19 protein-coding genes are annotated in these 18,404 nt (G+C 64.8%); 11 read left to right on the forward strand and 8 right to left on the reverse strand.

What is annotated here, in order from left to right:
• Nucleotides 1-301 precede the first annotated feature (301 nt).
• Nucleotides 302-2,305: an RNA polymerase sigma factor RpoD gene (gene rpoD, locus QCE83_RS25855; RefSeq protein ID WP_309818114.1), complete on the forward strand. Its 2,004-nt coding sequence runs from the start codon at nt 302-304 to the stop codon at nt 2,303-2,305.
• A 103-nt stretch (nt 2,306-2,408) separates the two neighbouring features.
• On the opposite strand, the gene QCE83_RS25860 is transcribed toward rpoD, so the two are convergent.
• Together QCE83_RS25860 and QCE83_RS25865 are read right to left on the reverse strand one after the other, a co-directional pair.
• Nucleotides 2,409-2,768: a hypothetical protein gene (locus QCE83_RS25860; RefSeq protein WP_309818116.1), complete on the reverse strand. Its 360-nt coding sequence runs from the start codon at nt 2,766-2,768 to the stop codon at nt 2,409-2,411.
• 252 nt (nt 2,769-3,020) lie between these two features.
• A complete protein-coding gene (locus tag QCE83_RS25865) occupies nt 3,021-3,725 on the reverse strand; it encodes a glutathione S-transferase N-terminal domain-containing protein (RefSeq protein WP_309818119.1) in 705 nt (234 codons plus the stop codon).
• Between the two features lie 379 nt (nt 3,726-4,104).
• On the opposite strand from QCE83_RS25865, the gene QCE83_RS25870 reads away from it, so the two are divergent.
• Together QCE83_RS25870 and QCE83_RS25875 are read left to right on the forward strand one after the other, a co-directional pair.
• Nucleotides 4,105-4,608: a hypothetical protein gene (locus tag QCE83_RS25870; RefSeq protein ID WP_309818121.1), complete on the forward strand. Its 504-nt coding sequence runs from the start codon at nt 4,105-4,107 to the stop codon at nt 4,606-4,608.
• A gap of 88 nt (nt 4,609-4,696) precedes the next feature.
• Nucleotides 4,697-5,464, forward strand: coding sequence for an SDR family oxidoreductase (locus tag QCE83_RS25875; protein WP_309818122.1), 768 nt, complete (start codon nt 4,697-4,699; stop codon nt 5,462-5,464).
• Between the two features lie 32 nt (nt 5,465-5,496).
• On the opposite strand, the gene QCE83_RS25880 is transcribed toward QCE83_RS25875, so the two are convergent.
• Nucleotides 5,497-5,727: a hypothetical protein gene (locus tag QCE83_RS25880; protein ID WP_309818124.1), complete on the reverse strand. Its 231-nt coding sequence runs from the start codon at nt 5,725-5,727 to the stop codon at nt 5,497-5,499.
• 230 nt (nt 5,728-5,957) lie between these two features.
• On the opposite strand from QCE83_RS25880, the gene QCE83_RS25885 reads away from it, so the two are divergent.
• The 7 genes from QCE83_RS25885 (at nt 5,958) to QCE83_RS25915 (ending at nt 14,062) form a co-directional block, all read left to right on the forward strand.
• On the forward strand, nt 5,958-7,943 hold the full coding sequence (locus tag QCE83_RS25885; protein ID WP_309818126.1) for a sigma-54-dependent Fis family transcriptional regulator: 1,986 nt from the start codon (nt 5,958-5,960) through the stop codon (nt 7,941-7,943).
• A gap of 180 nt (nt 7,944-8,123) precedes the next feature.
• The gene (locus QCE83_RS25890) at nt 8,124-9,179 is read left to right on the forward strand and encodes an NAD(+)/NADH kinase (RefSeq protein WP_309818127.1); all 1,056 of its coding nucleotides are present in this window, start codon (nt 8,124-8,126) and stop codon (nt 9,177-9,179) included.
• Between the two features lie 21 nt (nt 9,180-9,200).
• Complete coding sequence (locus QCE83_RS25895) at nt 9,201-10,196, forward strand: thiamine pyrophosphate-dependent dehydrogenase E1 component subunit alpha (protein WP_309818129.1); 996 nt, start codon at nt 9,201-9,203, stop codon at nt 10,194-10,196.
• A gap of 18 nt (nt 10,197-10,214) precedes the next feature.
• Nucleotides 10,215-11,231, forward strand: a complete 1,017-nt coding sequence (locus tag QCE83_RS25900; protein ID WP_309818131.1) for an alpha-ketoacid dehydrogenase subunit beta — start codon at nt 10,215-10,217, stop codon at nt 11,229-11,231.
• The gene (locus tag QCE83_RS25905; protein WP_309818133.1) at nt 11,231-12,355 is read left to right on the forward strand and encodes an acetoin dehydrogenase dihydrolipoyllysine-residue acetyltransferase subunit; all 1,125 of its coding nucleotides are present in this window, start codon (nt 11,231-11,233) and stop codon (nt 12,353-12,355) included. Before QCE83_RS25900 ends, QCE83_RS25905 begins: the two co-directional genes overlap by 1 nt.
• Before the next feature lie 109 nt (nt 12,356-12,464).
• Nucleotides 12,465-13,214: a lipoyl protein ligase domain-containing protein gene (locus tag QCE83_RS25910; protein WP_309818135.1), complete on the forward strand. Its 750-nt coding sequence runs from the start codon at nt 12,465-12,467 to the stop codon at nt 13,212-13,214.
• 17 nt (nt 13,215-13,231) lie between these two features.
• Entirely contained in the window at nt 13,232-14,062 is an 831-nt protein-coding gene (locus QCE83_RS25915) for a hypothetical protein (protein WP_309818139.1), read from the forward strand.
• A gap of 18 nt (nt 14,063-14,080) precedes the next feature.
• Here the strand turns inward: QCE83_RS25915 and QCE83_RS25920 are convergent, their stop codons facing one another.
• The 3 genes from QCE83_RS25920 to QCE83_RS25930 all read right to left on the reverse strand — a co-directional run bounded on the left by QCE83_RS25920 (nt 14,081) and on the right by QCE83_RS25930 (nt 15,961).
• Complete coding sequence (locus tag QCE83_RS25920) at nt 14,081-14,608, reverse strand: hypothetical protein (protein ID WP_309818141.1); 528 nt, start codon at nt 14,606-14,608, stop codon at nt 14,081-14,083.
• A gap of 51 nt (nt 14,609-14,659) precedes the next feature.
• Nucleotides 14,660-15,019 (reverse strand): hypothetical protein, encoded by a 360-nt coding sequence (locus QCE83_RS25925; protein WP_309818144.1) that lies wholly within the window; start codon nt 15,017-15,019, stop codon nt 14,660-14,662.
• A gap of 186 nt (nt 15,020-15,205) precedes the next feature.
• On the reverse strand, nt 15,206-15,961 hold the full coding sequence (locus tag QCE83_RS25930; protein WP_309818146.1) for a DeoR/GlpR family DNA-binding transcription regulator: 756 nt from the start codon (nt 15,959-15,961) through the stop codon (nt 15,206-15,208).
• Between the two features lie 79 nt (nt 15,962-16,040).
• On the opposite strand from QCE83_RS25930, the gene QCE83_RS25935 reads away from it, so the two are divergent.
• A complete protein-coding gene (locus tag QCE83_RS25935; RefSeq protein WP_309818147.1) occupies nt 16,041-16,637 on the forward strand; it encodes an NUDIX domain-containing protein in 597 nt (198 codons plus the stop codon).
• Here QCE83_RS25935 and modC read toward each other — a convergent pair.
• Together modC and modB are read right to left on the reverse strand one after the other, a co-directional pair.
• Nucleotides 16,626-17,729 (reverse strand): molybdenum ABC transporter ATP-binding protein, encoded by a 1,104-nt coding sequence (gene modC / locus QCE83_RS25940; RefSeq protein ID WP_309818149.1) that lies wholly within the window; start codon nt 17,727-17,729, stop codon nt 16,626-16,628. The genes QCE83_RS25935 and modC overlap by 12 nt on opposite strands.
• A complete protein-coding gene (gene modB / locus QCE83_RS25945) occupies nt 17,722-18,402 on the reverse strand; it encodes a molybdate ABC transporter permease subunit (protein ID WP_309818151.1) in 681 nt (226 codons plus the stop codon). Before modB ends, modC begins: the two co-directional genes overlap by 8 nt.
• Between the last annotated feature and the right edge of the window lie 2 nt (nt 18,403-18,404).

Below are 18,404 nucleotides of genomic sequence, written 5' to 3' on the forward strand. Positions count from 1 at the left end.
GGTTGACTCCCGGTGATCTTCAGCCACTTGCCTACAAAGTCGTGCCAAGAGATCAGCCAAGCGCCGCCAACAAAAGTTTTCAGAATACCTGCTGCGACGCAGCAGAACCTGATACACTCTAAGGTTGCGCCTGAGAGGGCGTTTGAAAAGCGCGGCCGCACGTGAATGCGGTCTGCGTGTTTTGCTCGATGCGATTTTCAGCAAGCCGTCCGTGGTCGAAGCTGTCATCGAAATCATCGCGAGCCGTTACGCTCGCTCCCGGGGATCTGTCGTCGCCGAGCAAACCTGTCGAGGAGAAAGTATGGCAAGTTTTGATCGGGAAGATTCGGAGCTGGACATCGTCGCACCGGCGCGCAAGTCGCCGGGACGGCGGGCGAACAAAGGCAAGGGCCAGGCCGGCACGACGCAGCCCGATGTCGCAATGACCGCAGAGCAGAATGAAGAGCGTCAGCGCCAGATGCGCGCGCTCATCCAGTTGGGCAAGGAACGCGGTTATCTCACGCACGCTGAAATCAGCGACCACCTGCCGGACAACTTCGCTGAAACCGCAGCGATGGAAACCATTGTCAGCACGTTCAATGACATGGGCGTCGCGGTCTACGAACAGGCGCCGGACGCCGAAACGCTGCTGCTGAACGACACCGCGCCGAGCGTCGTCACCGACGAGCAATCGGACGAGGAAGCGGAAAACGCGCTTTCCACCGTCGATTCCGAATTCGGCCGCACCACCGACCCCGTCCGCATGTACATGCGCGAAATGGGCGCCACCGAGCTGCTCACGCGCGCGGGCGAAATCGCCATCGCGAAGCGCATCGAAGACGGTCTGCACGAAATGATTCAGGCCATCGCCGCGTGTCCGTCGACGGTCGCAAGCATTCTCGCGGACGCGGCCCAGGTGGAAGCCGGTGAGCTGAAGATCGACGACCTCGTCGACGGCTTGAAGGAAGAAGACACGGAAGACGCGGACATGTCCGCAACCGACACCGCCGATTCAACCGATATCGATACGGATACCGATGAATCCGACGAAGATTCGGATGACGAAGATGATCTCGACGGCGACGATGCCGGCGCATCGAACGAAGCGCGCCTGAAGCAGCTGAAGGCCGACTGCCTCGCCATCTTCGCACGCGTCAGCGAGCTCGCCGAACAGGCAAGTCATCCGAAGGGTTCGGGCGTGGTCGCGTCGAAGGGGGTGGAAAAGGCGCGCGCCGAAATCCAGCGCGAGCTCGGTTCCATCCGCTTCACGGCCAAGACCATCGACCGCCTGTGTGCCGACGTGCATCAGCAAGTCGCACAAGTGCGTGAGATCGAACGTCGTGTGCTCGCTATCGCGGTTGATCGTTGCGGCATGCCGCGCGAGAAGTTCGTCGAGTCGTTCCCGGGCCACGAGACAGACCTCGAATGGACCGCGCGTACGGCGGCGTCGTCGAAGCACTATGGCGCATCGCTCGAGCGCAGCTTGCCGGCCATTCAGGCTGAACAGCAGAAGCTCATCGACATCGAAGGCGTCGTGCAAATGCCGCTCAAGCAACTGAAGCAGATCAACCGTCAGATGACGGCTGCCGAGCTGAAGATGCGTCAGGCCAAGCGCGAAATGATTGAAGCCAACCTGCGTCTCGTGATCTCGATTGCCAAGAAGTACGTCAATCGCGGCATGCAGTTCCTGGATCTGATCCAGGAAGGCAACATCGGTCTGATGAAGGCGGTGGACAAGTTCGAATATCGTCGTGGCTGGAAGTTCTCGACCTACGCAACGTGGTGGGTGCGTCAGGCTGTGACGCGTTCGCTGGCCGATCAGGCGCGCACGATCCGCGTGCCGGTTCACATGATCGAAACGATCAACAAGTTGAACCGCATTTCGCGCGAGATCCTGCAGCAGACCGGTCAGGAAGCGCATCCGTCGGTGCTGGCCGAGCGCATGGAAATGCCGGAAGAAAAGATCCGCGGCATTCTCAAGATCGCGAAGCAACCGGTGTCGCTCGAAACGCCGGTCGGCGAAGATGCCGATGCAACGCTCGGCGACATGATCGAAGATCAGGGCGCGACGTCGCCGGCCGAGGCTGCGGTGCATGCGAACATGCGCGCTGCCATCGACGACGCGTTAAACGCACTCTCGCCGCGTGAAGCGAAGGTGCTGCGTATGCGTTTCGGTATCGATACGGCGTCGGACTACACGCTCGAAGAGCTGGGCAAGCAGTTCGATGTCACGCGCGAGCGTATTCGCCAGATCGAGAGCAAGGCGATGCGCAAGCTCATGCATCCGAGCCGCGCTGACAAGCTGCGTCCGTTCCTGGATCGCTAAGCGCTCGAACCGCTCGAACCGTCCGGACTTCGGTCCGGACAAGCCGAGACTGAACGCGTGCCGCCTCACCGGGCGGCACGCTTTTTTTATGCGCGCGATCTCATCAGCCGTGCGCCGAACCCTTCGCGCCGCCCGGTGGCGAGCATGATTCGAGCGCGACGATCGCCTTGTGAGCGAGGGTCAACGTCTCTTCGCACGCGTGCTGGTCGCGAAACTTGGAACAGCCGCCGCCCGCATCGACCTTGGCGACCGCATCACGCAGCCTGCCCAGCGCGGATTGCGGCGAGCCGGCGTCCCGGATGATCGAAGCGAGATCGAAGGCGCTGCCGGAATCCGTTTCGACATAACCCGGACAGGGCGTCTGCGCATGCGCAGCGATACCAACGAGTCCGATGGCCGACAGCAGCACGAATCGGCGCAAACGGCGTAGCGGCGAGAGCGTAGAGCGGGAGAGGGCGTTCATGGGTGTGTCCACCTCGGCTTCGGAAACGGATCAACGACTTGCAGCGAGCGAGCAGGCTTATCCACAGAAACTTTGCACAAGCGTGTGGATATCCTGGGCATCCGTCGCGCAAGACGTTGACGCACAACACTATTCTTGCGACGTTTGAAAATCGCACGGCTGACGTCTGCCGATTGTGAACCCATTGTCCAAAGCCTGTCACCCGATCGGAAAGCGCCGCTTTCGACACAGCCCTGCACCCTCAAAATTCACTTATCCCCGCTTCGGAATATCAAGGCCGCGAATCACGGCTGGCCGCTGCAGGAATGCGTCGAGCGCGCGCTCGACGTTCTTGAACTCGTGAAAATCGACGAGTTCGCGCGCCTCGTAAAACCCGACCAGATTGCGCACCCACGGAAAGATCGAAATATCGGCGATGGTGTATTCGTCGCCGATGATCCACACGCGCCCGTCGAGCTGCCGATCGAGGACGGAGAGCAGCCGCTTCGACTCCGCGACATACCGCGCGCGCGGCCGTTTATCCTCGTATTCCTTGCCGGCAAACTTGTTGAAGAATCCCACCTGCCCGAACATCGGCCCGATACCGCCCATCTGGAACATCAGCCATTGCAGCGTTTCATAACGCTGCGCGATGTCCTCGGGCATCAACTGCCCGCTCTTTGCCGCCAGATAAACCAGGATCGCGCCGGATTCGAACAGCGGAAGGGGCGCGCCGTTTGGTCCGTTCGGATCGATGATCGCGGGAATCTTGTTGTTCGGATTCAGCGAGACGAATTCCGGCGACATCTGGTCGTTCGCGTCGAAACGCACCAGATGGGGTTCGTACGGCAGGCCGGTTTCCTCGAGCATGATGGAAACCTTGACGCCGTTCGGCGTCGGCAGCGAATAGAGCTGAATGCGCTCCGGATGCTGGGCGGGCCATTTTTGGGTGATCGGGAAATCGGTGAGCGCGGTCATTGGAAGTCCTCTGAGGGTCGAATCGCAGAATATAACCAAGTCGCTGAATTTCCGTTTCGCACCACTGTCGCGCGCAGGGTCATCGAAACGACATCGCTCCGCGGAAAAATTGAGGGATCTCGAACAGACTGGCGCTGTCGAAAAGCAGATTCTGTGCGTACCTCGACTACAAAAACGATTGTAGGATTCACTACACGAGCACGAGGATAAAGCGAAGCGCCCGACAAAGAATTCAACCCACCTACAAGAAGCCATGCCCCTTGCGGGAAGCATGCAGCGCTGCGCAACGTGCGAACCGATTCACTGGCTCGCTTATTGCATCGATGCGGATGCCCGTGCATCTGTGTTGGCCTACAAACCGATAGGTTTTATCGCTGCCATGAAAACCGCTCCTCTCGCAATGCTCACCGCATTCGCTGCCGTGGTCGGGGGACTGCTGCCCAGCCTGTGCGAAGCCACTCCGCTCGAAAGTCAGCTCGACTGCAAGTCCAGCGCGCACCGCTTCATTGCGCCGCTAGTCGCCGACAAATCCATCGACGCCCGCCCGATGCGCGTCGAATCCAACTCCGTCAACGCTTTCAAGCCGATGCAAGGCAGTCAGCTCACGGCCTACGGCTTCCGCGTCTACGCTGTGCTGGGCTACGAGCAAGGCGACGACATGTTCATGCGCGGCAGCGGCCAGCCGATCAGCGAATCCTCCTATGGCGTCGTGGTCCTGGCGGCTGCGGAAACGGTCGAAGCGAAAGTGCGGGAGTCCGGCAGCACGGCCGTGGTGAAGCAGATCGTGCCGATGCTGATGACCGCGGTCTTCTGCGACGGACGCGACGCGCGCAACACGACGACGGCCGGCCCGGTCACGACGGAAGCCTCGCGTAATCGCTGACCCGGCAGGAATCGGCCGAAGACGGCGATAATGTTCTCCCGAATTCAGCGCGCAGCTGTTGCGCGCCCAACAACAGGAGAACGCCGATATGTCCGACGCAGCCAATCAGTCTCAACGAATCGCCATCGTCACCGGAGCGGGTAGCGGCATTGGCCGGGCGGCGGCGTTGGCGCTCCTCGGCGACGGCTGGTCGGTCGTACTGGCGGGACGTCGCCCGGCGCCGCTGCAAGCGGTCATCGACGAAGCCCGCGCAGCCGGCCGCGCGCTCGCTGTGCCGACGGACGTGTCGGATCCGGAATCCGTGGCGCAGTGCTTCAGGACCGCGGTCGAGCATTTCGGCCGCGTGGATCTGCTGTTCAATAACGCCGGCGTGACGAACCCGCCCGGGCCGTTCGAGGACTGGACGCCGGAGCAATGGCGGAATGTCGTCGACATCAATCTGAACGGCATGTTCTATTGCCTCCAGCAAGCGTTTCGCACGATGAAGGCGCAGACGCCGATGGGCGGCCGCATCATCAACAATGGCTCGATCTCCGCCAGCGCCCCGCGCCCGAATTCGGCCGCCTACACGGCGACGAAGCACGCGGTTCAAGGCCTGACGAAAAGCGCCTCGCTCGATGGCCGCAAGTACGACATCGCGGTGGGTCAGATCGACGTCGGCAATGCGCTGACGGAGCTTTCGGAGCGCATGTCGAAAGGCGTGCCGCAGGCGAACGGCGAGATCGCGGTGGAGGCGATGATGGACGTGAAGATCGTCGGCCAGTCGGTGCTTTACATGGCGAACCTGCCGCTCGAAGCCAATGTCCTGTTCCACACCGTGATGGCGACGAAAATGCCGTTCGTCGGCCGCGGCTGAGCGAACGGTTTCCTGAGCCGCAACCTGAGCCGCTACCCGACCCGATACCAGACGCGAATGCCTGAATACCAGTGGCTCACGCTGGTATCGTCGCCGGCGCCGAACGTCGAGAGACTCTCGACGTTCAATACATCCACCGCGTTCTCCGCAATCCACTGATTCGCGCGCTCGACGAGCGCCGCCCCGTTCTCGTACACGTTGCCCTTGATGAGGTGATGCTGCACGACCTGTCGCTCGAAATCTTCGTAGGCGATCTTCGTCATCCTGAGTCTCCGTAGTGTCCGACGGCATGTTGCGGCGCAGCGCTCCTGCCGCATGACGCGTCCTGCCGATTCGAGCATCATATGGCCTGAGACACGCTCGTGCGAATCGGTGAAATCCGCGCGCGAGCCGGCCCAGCACAACACAACACGACTGACCCGAGGCGATCAAACCAAAGCGCGCTGCGTGCGCCCACAAATGCCCGACGCTGGAGACACCAAGGAGAGCACGCATGGACATGCGGCAACGCGAGCACATCGAGGCAGTCGTCGCGGCCACCACGCGGACGCAATCGCTTGCGCCACAGCGCCTGCACGAAAGCATCATCGAATCGTCCTGGCGGCGTTGCGTGCATCAATACGGACTGGACCCGTCGCGCATGCAGGAAGCGCGCATTCTGCCGCAGACGCGGCTGCGCGAGCACCAGCAGCGCATCGACGACTTCGCGCGCATCGCCCGTCACGGTCTCGAGACGCTGTACGAGCAAGTCGCCGGCATGGGCTACGTCGTGTTGCTGACGGATGCGCTGGGCGTGACCGTCGATTACATCGGCGATGCCAATACCGATGCCGCATTGCGCCGCGCGGGCCTCTATCTCGGCGCGGAGTGGAGCGAAGCGGGCGCGGGCACCTGTGCCGTGGGAACCGCGCTGACCACCGGCCAGGCGCTGACCGTCCATCAGCTCGATCATTTCGACGCCACGCACATTCCGCTCACCTGCACGGCGGCGCCGCTCTACGACTCACGCGGCGCGCTTTCCGCGATCCTCGATATCTCGGCACTCGTTTCGCCGCAGGCGCGCGACAGCCAGAACCTCGCGCTGCAACTCGTGCGCATCTACGCGGGGCACATCGAGAACGCCAACTTCCTGCGCACGCATCGGCAGGACTGGATCCTGAAGCTGAACGCGTCGCCGGAATTCGTCGACGTCGATCCTGAATACCTGATTGCGCTCGATGCGGGCGGACGCATCGTCGGCCATAACCGGCGCGCGCATACGATGCTGGCGGCGGAAATCGGCCGGCCGGTCGCGCCGGGTGAACCGGCGGCGTCGCTCATCGGCGTGCCGTTCGACACGCTCTTCGACGCGCGTCTCGAAGAACTCGGCCGCTTCGTCTATTCAAGGCCGAGCGAACTGCGCGCGGTGCCGCTCGCGAAATCCGGCGCGTTCCTTTACCTGAGCGTGATGCCGCCCGCGCCGTGCATCGCGCCGGCGACGAACGCGAACCGCCCGCGCCCGGTAGACGTGCCCGCGCCGCTTGCTGCTCTGTGCGGCGGCGATGCCGCCCTGACGCGTCAGCTGGAACGCGCGGCCAAGCTCGCCGATGCGCCGATCAACCTGCTCGTCAACGGCGAAACGGGCAGCGGCAAGGAGTTTTTCGCGAAGGCGCTGCATCGTGCGAGCGCGCGCCGCGCGGGTCCGTTCGTCGCGGTGAATTGCGCGGCGATTCCGGAGACGCTGATTGAAAGCGAACTGTTCGGCCATCTGCCGAACAGCTTTTCCGGAGCGGGCGCGAAGGCGAAGCGCGGGCTGATCCAGGAAGCCGATGGCGGCACGCTGTTTCTCGATGAAATCGGCGACATGCCGCGCGAACTGCAATCGCGGCTGTTGCGCGTGCTGGCGGAAGGCGAGGTGCTGGCGATCGGCGCATCGCGGCCGGTGTCCGTCGATGTGCGCGTGATCTCGGCGACGCATCAGTCGCTCGACGCGCTCATGCAGGACGGACGTTTCCGCGAAGACCTGTATTACCGGCTGAACGGCGCGCGCTTCACGTTGCCGCCGCTGCGCGAGCGCACCGATCTCGACTGGCTGATCCGCAAGTTTCTCGAAGAAGGCGACGACAGCGCGCGCCCCACGGTGACGCTGTCAGCCGGCGCGCGGGAGCGGCTGCATCGGCATGACTGGCCGGGGAATCTGCGCGAATTGTGCAATGCGCTGCGCTATGCGCGCGCGGTGTGCTCGAACGGCGTGATCGAGATCGACGATCTGCCGGAAGGTCTGAGCCACGTCGCGCTGCCGGACGACGCGCCGCGCGCCGTCGAGGCGTTCGATCCGCATCGCCTGCCGCCCGAAGGCATGCTGCTGATGCAGTACCTGCGCGCGGCGAGCTGGAATCTGAGCGCGGTCGCGCGGCAGATCGGCGTGAGCCGCATGACGCTGTACCGGCGCATGGCGCGCTATGGCATCCAGTCGCCCAATCAGCGCGACGGCCACTGAACGCGCGATACGCCTGTCCACCGTGATACACCTGCCGCTGTGACACCTGTCACGGCGGCGCCCGTTACACCCGCGATTTCCTCGGGTATTCCCGCACTTTTTCCCCGCTGAACCCCCTCGTTCGATTGGCATAACGCTTGCCTTTATCCGCCGCACAAAACACAGAACGGAGACACAGGCATGCGTGCAAACGCAACGCCGCTCGTCGGCATCATCGCCAATCCGGTTTCGGCGCGGGACATCCGGCGCGTCATCGCCAACGCCAATAGTCTGCAACTCGCCGACCGCGTCAACATCGTGTTGCGGCTGCTGTCCTCGCTGGCGGCGAGCGGCGTGCCGCGCGTGCTGATGATGCCCGACCGCGAAGGCCTCAAGGTCATGCTCCAACGGCATCTGGCGCGCAAGCAGGGTCCGGATGCCGAACTCGCCGCCGTCGAGTTCCTCGACATGCCCGTCACCGCGCGCGTCGACGACACCTTCCGCGCCGCGCGCATGATGCGCGAAGCGGGTGTCGATGCGCTGCTCGTGCTGGGCGGCGACGGCACGCATCGCGCGGTCGTGCGGGAGTGCGGACAAGTGCCGCTCGCCGGGTTGTCGACCGGCACGAACAACGCCTATCCGGAAATGCGCGAGCCGACCATCTCCGGCCTCGCGACCGGTCTCTATGCCACCGCGCGCGTGCCGGCCAACGAAGCGCTGGCGTCGAACAAGCGGCTCGACATCGAGATTCGCGCTCGCGACGGCAGCGTGCGCCACGACATCGCGCTAGTCGACGCCGTGATCTCGCACGAGCACTTCATCGGCGCGCGGGCGCTGTGGAAGATCGAGACGCTCGCTGCCGTCTATGTGTCCTATGCCGATCCGCAGGCGATCGGCATGTCGGCTATCGCGGGCCTGCTCGAACCGCTCGGCCGTCACGATCGAGGCGGACTCGCGGTGCAGCTCGCCGCGCCCGGCGAAGGCGAATTCGATCTGTGCGCGCCGATCGCGCCCGGGCTGATGGAGTCCGTGCCGATCGCAAGCTGGACGCGTCTCGCCGATGGCGTGCCGCATCGCGTGCGCCAGCGCACGGGCATTGTCGCGCTCGACGGCGAACGCGAGCTGGCCTTCGGTCCGGATGACGAAGTGACCGTCACGCTCAGGGAGAACGCTTTTCGCAGTATCGACGTGGCCGCGTGCATGCGTTACGCGGCGGCGTCCGGGCTGATGCGCCAGCCCATGAGCACCATCCGCTAGACCCACCCCAAGGAGACAGAGATGACAGCAACGCAGCATGCGGGCGGCTTGCCGCTCTCGAAGGACGAACTGTTGAGCGTCTATCGCAAGATGCGCACGATCCGCGATTTCGAGGAGCGTCTGCACGTCGATTTCGGCCGCGGCGACATCCCCGGCTTCGTGCATCTGTATGCGGGGGAGGAAGCCGCGGGCGTCGGCATCATGAGCCATCTGAACGACGGCGACCGCATCGCCAGCACGCATCGCGGACACGGGCACTGCATTGCCAAGGGCGTGGACCCCGTCGCGATGATGAAGGAGATCTACGGCAAGAAGGGCGGTTCGTGCAACGGCAAGGGCGGCTCGATGCACATCGCGGATCTGTCGAAAGGGATGATGGGCGCGAACGGCATTCTCGGCGCGGGCGCGCCGCTGATCTGCGGCGCGGCGCTCGCGGCGAAGTTCCGCGGCAAGGGCGAGGTCGGCATCACCTTCGCGGGCGACGGCGCGTCGAACCAGGGCACCTTCCTCGAAAGCCTGAATCTCGCGGCCGTGTGGAATCTGCCGGTGATCTTCGTGATCGAGAACAACGGCTATGCGGAATCGACGGCGCGCGACTACGGCACGGCCGTGGACAGCTATGTGGACCGCGCGGCGGGCTTCGGCATTCCCGGCGTGACGGTGGACGGCACCGATTTCTTCGCGGTCCATGAAGCGGCGGGCGAAGTGATCCGGCGCGCGCGCGAAGGCGGCGGGCCGGCGTTGCTCGAATGCAAGATGATCCGCTTTTATGGACATTTCGAAGGCGATGCGCAGACCTATCGCGCGCCGGGAGAGCTCGACGAGATCCGCTCGAACCGCGATTGCCTGAAGAAGTTCGCGCAGGCCGTGACGCAGGCCGACGTGATCCAGCCGGCGGAACTCGACGCGATCGACAAGGAAGTCGCCGCGCTGATCGACCGCGCGGTGCAGGAAGCGAAGGACGCGCCGCTGCCGACCGCCGCCGATCTGCTCACCGATGTCTACGTCAAATATTGATTCCTGGAGACGACAATCATGGCCCGCAAACTGAGCATGAAGATGGCGATCAACGAAGCGCTCGATCAGGAAATGCAGCGCGATCCGAGTGTGATCGTGCTGGGTGAGGATATCGTCGGCGGCGCCGGCGCGGATGGCGAGAAGGACGCGTGGGGCGGCGTGCTCGGCGTGACGAAGGGACTCTACGCGAAGCACGGCGACCGCCTGCTCGACACGCCGTTGTCCGAGTCCGCGTACGTGGGCGCGGCGATCGGCGCGGCGGCGTGCGGGATGCGTCCGGTCGCCGAGCTGATGTTCATCGACTTCATGGGCGTGTGCTTCGACCAGATCTTCAATCAGGCCGCCAAGTTCCGCTACATGTTCGGCGGCAAGGCGGAAACGCCTGTCGTAATCCGCGCGATGGTCGGCGCGGGATTCCGTGCGGCGGCCCAGCACAGCCAGATGCTGACCTCGCTGTTCACGCATATTCCGGGGCTGAAGGTTGTGTGCCCGTCGACGCCTTATGACACCAAAGGCCTGCTGATCCAGGCGATCCGCGACAACGATCCGGTCATCTTCTGCGAGCACAAGAATCTCTATGGCTTCGAAGGTGAAGTGCCCGAGAACTCGTACGCGATTCCGTTCGGCGAAGCGAACGTGGTGCGCGACGGCAAGGACGTGTCGATCGTCACCTATGGGCTGATGGTGCATCGCGCGCTCGAAGCCGCGGCGACGCTCGCGAAGGAAGGCATCGAAGCGGAAGTGGTGGATCTGCGCACGCTGTCGCCGCTCGATATCGACACCGTGCTGGAAACGGTGGAGAACACCGGGCGGCTGGTCGTCGTCGATGAAGCGAATCCGCGCTGCAACATCGCCACGGATATTTCCGCGCAGGTCGCGCAGCAGGCGTTCGGCGCGTTGAAGGCGGGCATCGAGATGGTGTGCGCGCCGCATACGCCGGTGCCGTTCTCGCCGACGCTCGAGGATCTCTACATCCCGAACGCCGCGCAGATCGCCGACGCTGCCCGAAAAACCATGAAGGGAGGAAAGCACTGATGGCCGCAATCACACCGATCGTCATGCCCAAGTGGGGCCTGTCGATGAAGGAAGGCACGGTCAACGAATGGCTCGTGGAAGAGGGCACGGAGATCACCGTCGGCATGCCGATTCTCGATGTCGAAACCGACAAGATCGCCAATGCCGTCGAGGCGCCGGACGCCGGCTTGCTGCGGCGGCGGGTGGCGTCGGCGGGCGATACGCTGCCGGTGAAGGCGCTGCTCGGTGTGCTCGCGCCGGCCGAAGTCAGCGACGCCGATATCGACGCGTATGTGTCCTCATACGTGACGCCCGCCGACGACGAGGAAGAGGGCGAGGAAGTGTCGGCCTATCATTTCGTCGATGTCGACGGCATCCGCGTGCGCTATGCATCGCGCGCCGGCGACGATGCGAGCCGGCCCGCGGTGCTGTTCATCCACGGCTTCGGCGGCGATCTCGACAACTGGCTCTTCAATCTCGATGCGCTCGCCGACAAGAATCGCGTGTTCGCGCTCGATCTGCCGGGCCACGGGCAATCGACGCCGAAGGTGCCGGGCACGACGCTCGCGGACCTCGCGGGTTTCGTCGGCAAGTTCATGGACGCGGTGCAGCTCGACCGCGCGCATCTCGTCGGCCATTCGATGGGCGGCGGCATCGCGGCGCAGATGGCGGTGGATCAGCCGGAGCGGGTGGAATCGGTGGCGCTGATTTCGTCGTCCGGTTTCGGCGAAGAGATCAACAACGCCTACACCGAAGGCTTCGTCACGGCCGAGTCGCGGCGCGAACTGAAACCGGTGGTCGAGCTGCTGTTCGCGAATCCGGAACTGGTGAGCCGCCAGATGCTCGACGACCTGCTGAAGTACAAGCGGCTCGACGGCGTCAGCGAAGCGCTGACGTCGCTCAATGCCGGCTTGTTCGCGAACGGCAGGCAGGCCGCGCAGCCCGGCGGCAAGCTGGCGTCGGCGGGCAAGCCGGTGCTGGTGATCTGGGGCGAGCGGGACCAGATCATTCCCGCCGCGCACGCGAAGAACGCACCGGAAGGCGCGACCGTTCGCGTGTTCGAGGACGCCGGACACATGAGCCAGATGGAAAAGGCCAACGAAGTGAACGCGTTGTTGAAGGAGCATGTCAGCAAGCGCGGCTGATGCGCTCGCCCCGCCGGAGAAGGCTGCCGGCGGGGCGGCGCCGTGTCGCGCGGTTATTGGCTACCATGCCGGGATGGCGTCGCTCGCGGCGCATTCCGAGATCGATTCCATGTCCTTCGAACTGATCGATTCCACTGCGGTGTCTCTTTCCGACGATCCGCTGCACGCCGAAGAAGCGCTGCTCGCGCGTGCCGCTGCGGGCGAGGCCGTCGCGCAAGTGTGGGAGGCGCCCGTTTCGCTGATCGTGCCGCGCAGCTATCAGCGCTACCCGGCGCTCGCCGATGCGTGCGAGGCGTTTGCCCGGCGCGGCTGTCCTGTGTGGCTGCGCCTGTCGGGCGGCGGGCTGGTGCCGCAGGGACCAGGCATTCTCAACCTGAGTCTGGCGTATCCGGTGCGCGCGCCGATGGGTGCGTTGTCTGAAGGCATTTACGAACACCTGTGCCGCCTGCTCGCCGACGCGCTCACGCCGCTCGGCGTGCTGACGCACTGGCAGGCCGTGGAAGGCTCGTTCTGCGACGGCCGCTTCAATCTCGCGTGGGGCCCCGGCGACGATGCGCGCAAGATCGCCGGCACCGCGCAATACTGGCGCCGCGTGCCGCACAGCAGTCACGACACGCCGCTCTATGCCGTGCTGGCTCACGCCGTCCTGCTGGTGGATGCCGATCCGATCGAGATCAACGCGCGCGCCAATGCGTTCGAGGCGATGATCGAGAGCCGGCGGCATTACGAAGACATGAAGATCGTGACCGTGGCGCAGGCGCTCGCTTACGAATGTTTTTCGATTCCCGTGGATCTGCGCCAGCGTGTGCGCGCCGCGCTGATCCAGTGCGTGAAGGACGCTTCCCCGCCAGCGCAGTAAGACGCATCGAGGTGGCCATGCCGCTCAGACGTGTTTCGAACGGGTTCTTCTTCGCGCTGTGGGTCGCCGTCTGCGCCGCCGCGCCCGAATTCCTGTGGCAAGGGCTGTTCTCGCTCTTCGGCCATTTTTCCCTGACCGATGCCGCCGCCGCGCTGCTGATCGGCGCGATCCTGGCCTTTTTCGTCGAGCCCGTGTTGGAGAGGCTGCGCAGTCTCGGCGACGAGCCGGAGCACGCGGAGAAATCGCCCGCTTTCGCCGCGTGCGAGGCGCTGGGGTTCGCGGTCGTCGCGGTGTGCGTGCACGAGGCGATCACCGTGTACGTCGCGGCGAGTCACGGCAACGCACAGGCGGGCGAGAATCTGGCCAAGGCCGTCGCGCAGGCCGTGCAATGGGCGGTCACGCCGTTCTTCATCACTGTCGCGTGGCTGGTCGCGCGTGGGCCGTCGTGGTTCGCGTGGCCGGTGGCGGCAATCGCGGTGGTGGTCAGCGGCATCGTCGGCGTGGTGTGCGGATGGGATATGCACGTGCTCGTGACGAGCCTGATTCCGGCGATCTTCGTGTTGATTGCAGGATGCGCCATCGTGCGGGAGCAATGGGACGCGGCCACCTTCCGACGCTGCGCGCGGGCTACCGGCGTGATCGCCGTCACCTGGCTCGTATTGAGCGGCGCGCTGCAACTCGTGCTGTGGCTCGCGCACGTGCAGGCGTTTCGGGTCTACGACTGGCTGGAGTTCTGGAGCGACGCCCGGTTCTACGTCGGCTGGGTGACGGGGCTGCTGGTCGCGCCGGCGTTCGTCTCCGACGCGCCGCTCAGTGCCGGTGGCAAGGGCTGGCGCTGGCGGCGATGAAGTGTGCTGGCCGAAAGCCTAGTAAGACCCCGGCGGCGGCTGCCATCCCGGCGGGGGCGGCGGCGGAGGCGGCGTGGTGTAGGCCGCGCCCGCAGGCTGCTGCTGCTGTAGGGTGCTGATGGCGCCGCGTACGGGAACCCGGTCGCCCGCCGCATACATGCATTGCAGATAGGAGTAGTCGTAGCGTTGCTGCACGTTATAGCCGGATGTCTGCGACGCCCCCAGGCCAAACGCACTGCCCGTCAGCAGACCGGCACCCGCGCCGATGGCCGCGCCTCCGCCGCCGCCAAACGCCGCGCCCGCCGCCGCGCCGATCGCGGTGCCGACGACGGCGCTGCCTATCGCGCTGTTGGTCGCCGCCTGATTGGCGTCCACGCCGCCGGTTTGCTGGAGCGCGAACTGACGGCACGAGGCGTCATCGGCGCGGAACTGGTCGAAGGTCTTGTTGCTGCCCGGCAGCGCCATCACGCTGGGACCGGTGGGCATCACGGTGCAGGCCGAAAGGCCGAGTGCCGCGGAGAGCAGGGCGAGCCTGGTGATGTTCATGGATGCTTGCAGATTCCTGAGATTGACGATGTCAGCAGCACGCGCGCCGCATCAGTTCGGCGACGGCGGCGTGGCCGGCACCGGATGCCACGGCGCGGAGCACTGCTTGACGTACGGGTAATACGCCTTCGCCGGGTCGCAGTAGTACCACATGCCGGGCTGCTGGGCGGGCGCACCCGGATCGGCGGCGGGCTGGCCCTGTTCGACATACTGCACCGGTGTGGGAGGCGCGACCGGCGCAACGTAGACGGGCGGCGGCGGATAGTAGTAATACGGCGCGGGCGCTACCGGGTAAGGGTAATAAGCGGGACCGCCGATCCACACGCCGACGCGGCCCCACGCATGCGCATTGGCGGCAACGCCGGCGCTCGCCACGAGCGACAACGCGATAAAAGCCTTGAGGCGATTCACGACCTTCTCCAGGAAAAATGTTCGCTGATTCGACAGGTACAACGGACATCGACGCTTGGCTGTTGACCGCCCGCAGCGCATCTTTCTACGCTATTCCCTTTATCGCGAAAACTCAATTACACGGCCTCGAACGTATTTTTCGGCTTGTTACGCTGTAACGCGGCCGAGAAACAATGCCCTGCGATCTCAGGCGCGCAGCACGGAGACGCCGGCCTGTTCGATGGGTTCCGTCAGCTTCGCTTCAGCCGCGCTTTCCACAATGAGAGTCTGCGCAAGCTCGATGCCGCCGATCCGGTAAGCCGACGCCGCATTCAGTTTCGCCGCCGACGCCAGCACCACCGTTTCCGCCGCCCGCGCCGCGAGTGCGCGCTTGATGTGGGCTTCCTCGAAATCTCCGGTAGTGAGGCCGGCCGTGGGATGGACGCCGGTGACGCCCATGAAGTAGAGGTCGGCGTGAATATGCGACATGGCTTCGACAGCCGCCGCGCCGACCGTGACGATGGAATGCTTGTACAGCCTGCCGCCGATCAACACGACTTCCACCGCCGGATGTTCGGCGAGCGCCACCGCGACGCTCGGGCTATGCGTGACGATGGTTGCGTTAAGCGTGTCCGGAAGCTGGCGCACGAGCAGCGCGGAAGTCGTGCCGCCGTCGATGATGACGACCTGTCCCGGCGCAATCATCTCCGCAGCCCGTCGCGCGATGCGCCGTTTGGCATCGGACTCCATGTTCTCCCGCCGTGCGAACGGCGCGACCGCCGGCGACGCAGGCAGCGCGCCGCCGTGCACGCGCTGCAGCAGTCCTTCCGTGGCGAGTTCGCGCAAGTCGCGCCGCACGGTGTCTTCGGAGACGCCGAAGCTCGCGCTCAGCTCGGTGGCGAGCACCTGGCCGTCGCGTTTCAGGGCGTCGAGAATGGCTTTCTTGCGTTGGCTGGTCAACATCGTTTGCGTGAATTTTCTTGATATTGCACGAAACTGCACGATACCATGCGCTGACTGGATCGTCGAATGGGAGAGCCGAATGGAAGCAATCGAAACGAAAGACCGCGTCCGCATCGTGAATACCGCTGTCCTGTCGGACGACTGGTATGTGCTCAGGAAAGTCACCTTCGATTTCCTGCGCCGCGACGGCACCTGGCAGCGCCAGAACCGCGAAACCTACGATCGCGGCAACGGCGCCACCATTCTTCTGCATGACCGCCAGACCGGCAACGTGCTGCTGACGCGCCAGTTCCGCATGCCCGCGTTCGTCAACGGCCACGACGGCATGCTGATCGAGACGCCGGGCGGGTTGCTCGACGATGCATCGCCGGAAGAGCGCATCCGCGCCGAAGTGGAGGAGGAGACGGGCTATCGCGTGCGCCACGTCGAGAAGGCCTTCGAGGCGTTCATGAGCCCGGGATCGGTGACCGAGAAGCTGTACTTCTATCTCGGCGACTACGAGAGTTCGATGCGCGTGTCGGCGGGCGGCGGCGTCGAGGAAGAGGGGGAGGAAATCGAGACGATCGAGGTGCCGCTGGCGCAGGCGCTGGAGATGATCGCGAGCGGGGAAATCATGGACGGCAAGACCATCATGCTGTTGCAGTACGCGGCGCTGAATGCGCGGTCAAGCAAGTAGCGAGACCGCCTTCACTTGCGCCCACACGCGCATGCCCGTGACGATACCCAGCCGGTCCAGCGAATAGCGCGTCACGCGCGCGAGCAGCGGCGTGCCGTCCACATCGAGACGCACGACCGCCTGCGACGGATGGGCGTCGTCCGCGATGCCGACGACCGTCGCGGGCAGCACGTTCAGCACGCTGCTGCGGGCCTCGTCGTGCGTGCCGGTGACGAGGCTCACGTCGCGCGCCTTCACGGTGACGCGCATCGGCTTGCCGTCGGGCAGCGGCGCATGCACCACGGTCAGCTTCGCGGTTGAAGCCGGCAGCGCGATCGTCAGCAGGCCATACGCGCTGTCATGACCGGCGACGACGCCTTCGAGCACGACCGATGCGTCATCGGCGAGCGCGAGCGGCAAGTCCAGGCGCGCGAGCGTTTCCGCAATCGGTCCGCTCGCCACCGCGCGCCCCGCTTCCAGCAGCACGAGATGATCGGCGAGCCGCGCCACTTCTTCCGGCGCGTGGCTGACGTAGAGCATCGGGATATCGAGCTCGTCGTGCAGACGTTCGAGATACGGCAGGATTTCGAGCTTGCGCTTCTGGTCGAGCGACGCGAGCGGTTCGTCGAGCAGCAGCAGGCGCGGACTCGTCAGCAACGCGCGCGCGATGCCCACGCGCTGACGTTCACCGCCCGACAAACCCGACGGCATCCGTTCCAGCAAATGCCCGATGCCCAGCAGTTCGGCTGCCTGCGCGAGATCGACGCGCCGTTCAGCCGGCTTCACGCGCTCGAGCCCGTAACGCAGGTTCTTCGTCACGCTCAGATGCGGAAACAGGCTCGCTTCCTGGAACACATAGCCAAGCGGACGCTTGTGGGTGGGCAGGAAGACATTGCGATCGGTGTCGAGCCAGACTTCGCCGTTGACGACGAGCTTGCCCGTGCGCGGACGCGCCAGTCCCGCGAGACAGCGCAGCAAGGTGGTCTTGCCGGAGCCGGAATGGCCGAAGATCGCGGTGACGCCGCGGCCGGGCAGCGCGAGATCGAGGTCGAGCGTGAAGCCGCTCTGCTCGACGAGAAAGCGCGCCTCGATGGCGGAGGTGAGTTCAGACATGCGCCGCGAAGGACCGTCGGCCGAAATAGAGCAGCAGAAGAACGACGAACGAGAATACCACCATGCCGCCCGCAAGCCAGTTCGCCTGGGCGTACTCGAGCGCTTCGACGTGGTCGAAGATCTGCACGGACACCACGCGCGTCTGACCCGGAATGTTGCCTCCGATCATCAGCACGACGCCGAATTCGCCGACCGTATGCGCGAAGCCGAGGATCGTCGCCGTGACGATGCCCGGTCGCGCGAGCGGCAACGCCACCGTGAAGAAGCTGTCCCACGGACCGGCGCGCAAGGTCGCGGCGGCTTCGAGCGGACGGCGGCCCATGGCTTCGAACGCGTTCTGCAGCGGCTGCACGACGAAGGGCAGCGAATAGATCACCGAGCCGACCACCAGCCCCGCGAACGTGAACGGCAGCAAGCCGATGCCGAGCGCCTGCGTCAGCTTGCCGACCGAGCCGTGCGGGCCCATCACCAGCAGCAGATAGAAGCCGATGACCGTCGGCGGCAACACCAGCGGCAGCGCCACCACGGCGCCGACGATGCCCTTCAGCCGCGAGCGCGTTCGCGTGAGCCACCACGCGATCGGCGTGCCGACGACGAGCAGCAGCGCCGTCGTCAGCGACGCCAGTTCGAGCGTCAGCGTGATGGCCTGGAGGTCGCTGCTGTCGAGGGGCATCG

The sequence above is a fragment of the Caballeronia sp. LZ034LL genome (assembly GCF_031451215.1).
In the GTDB taxonomy this organism is placed as follows: domain Bacteria; phylum Pseudomonadota; class Gammaproteobacteria; order Burkholderiales; family Burkholderiaceae; genus Caballeronia.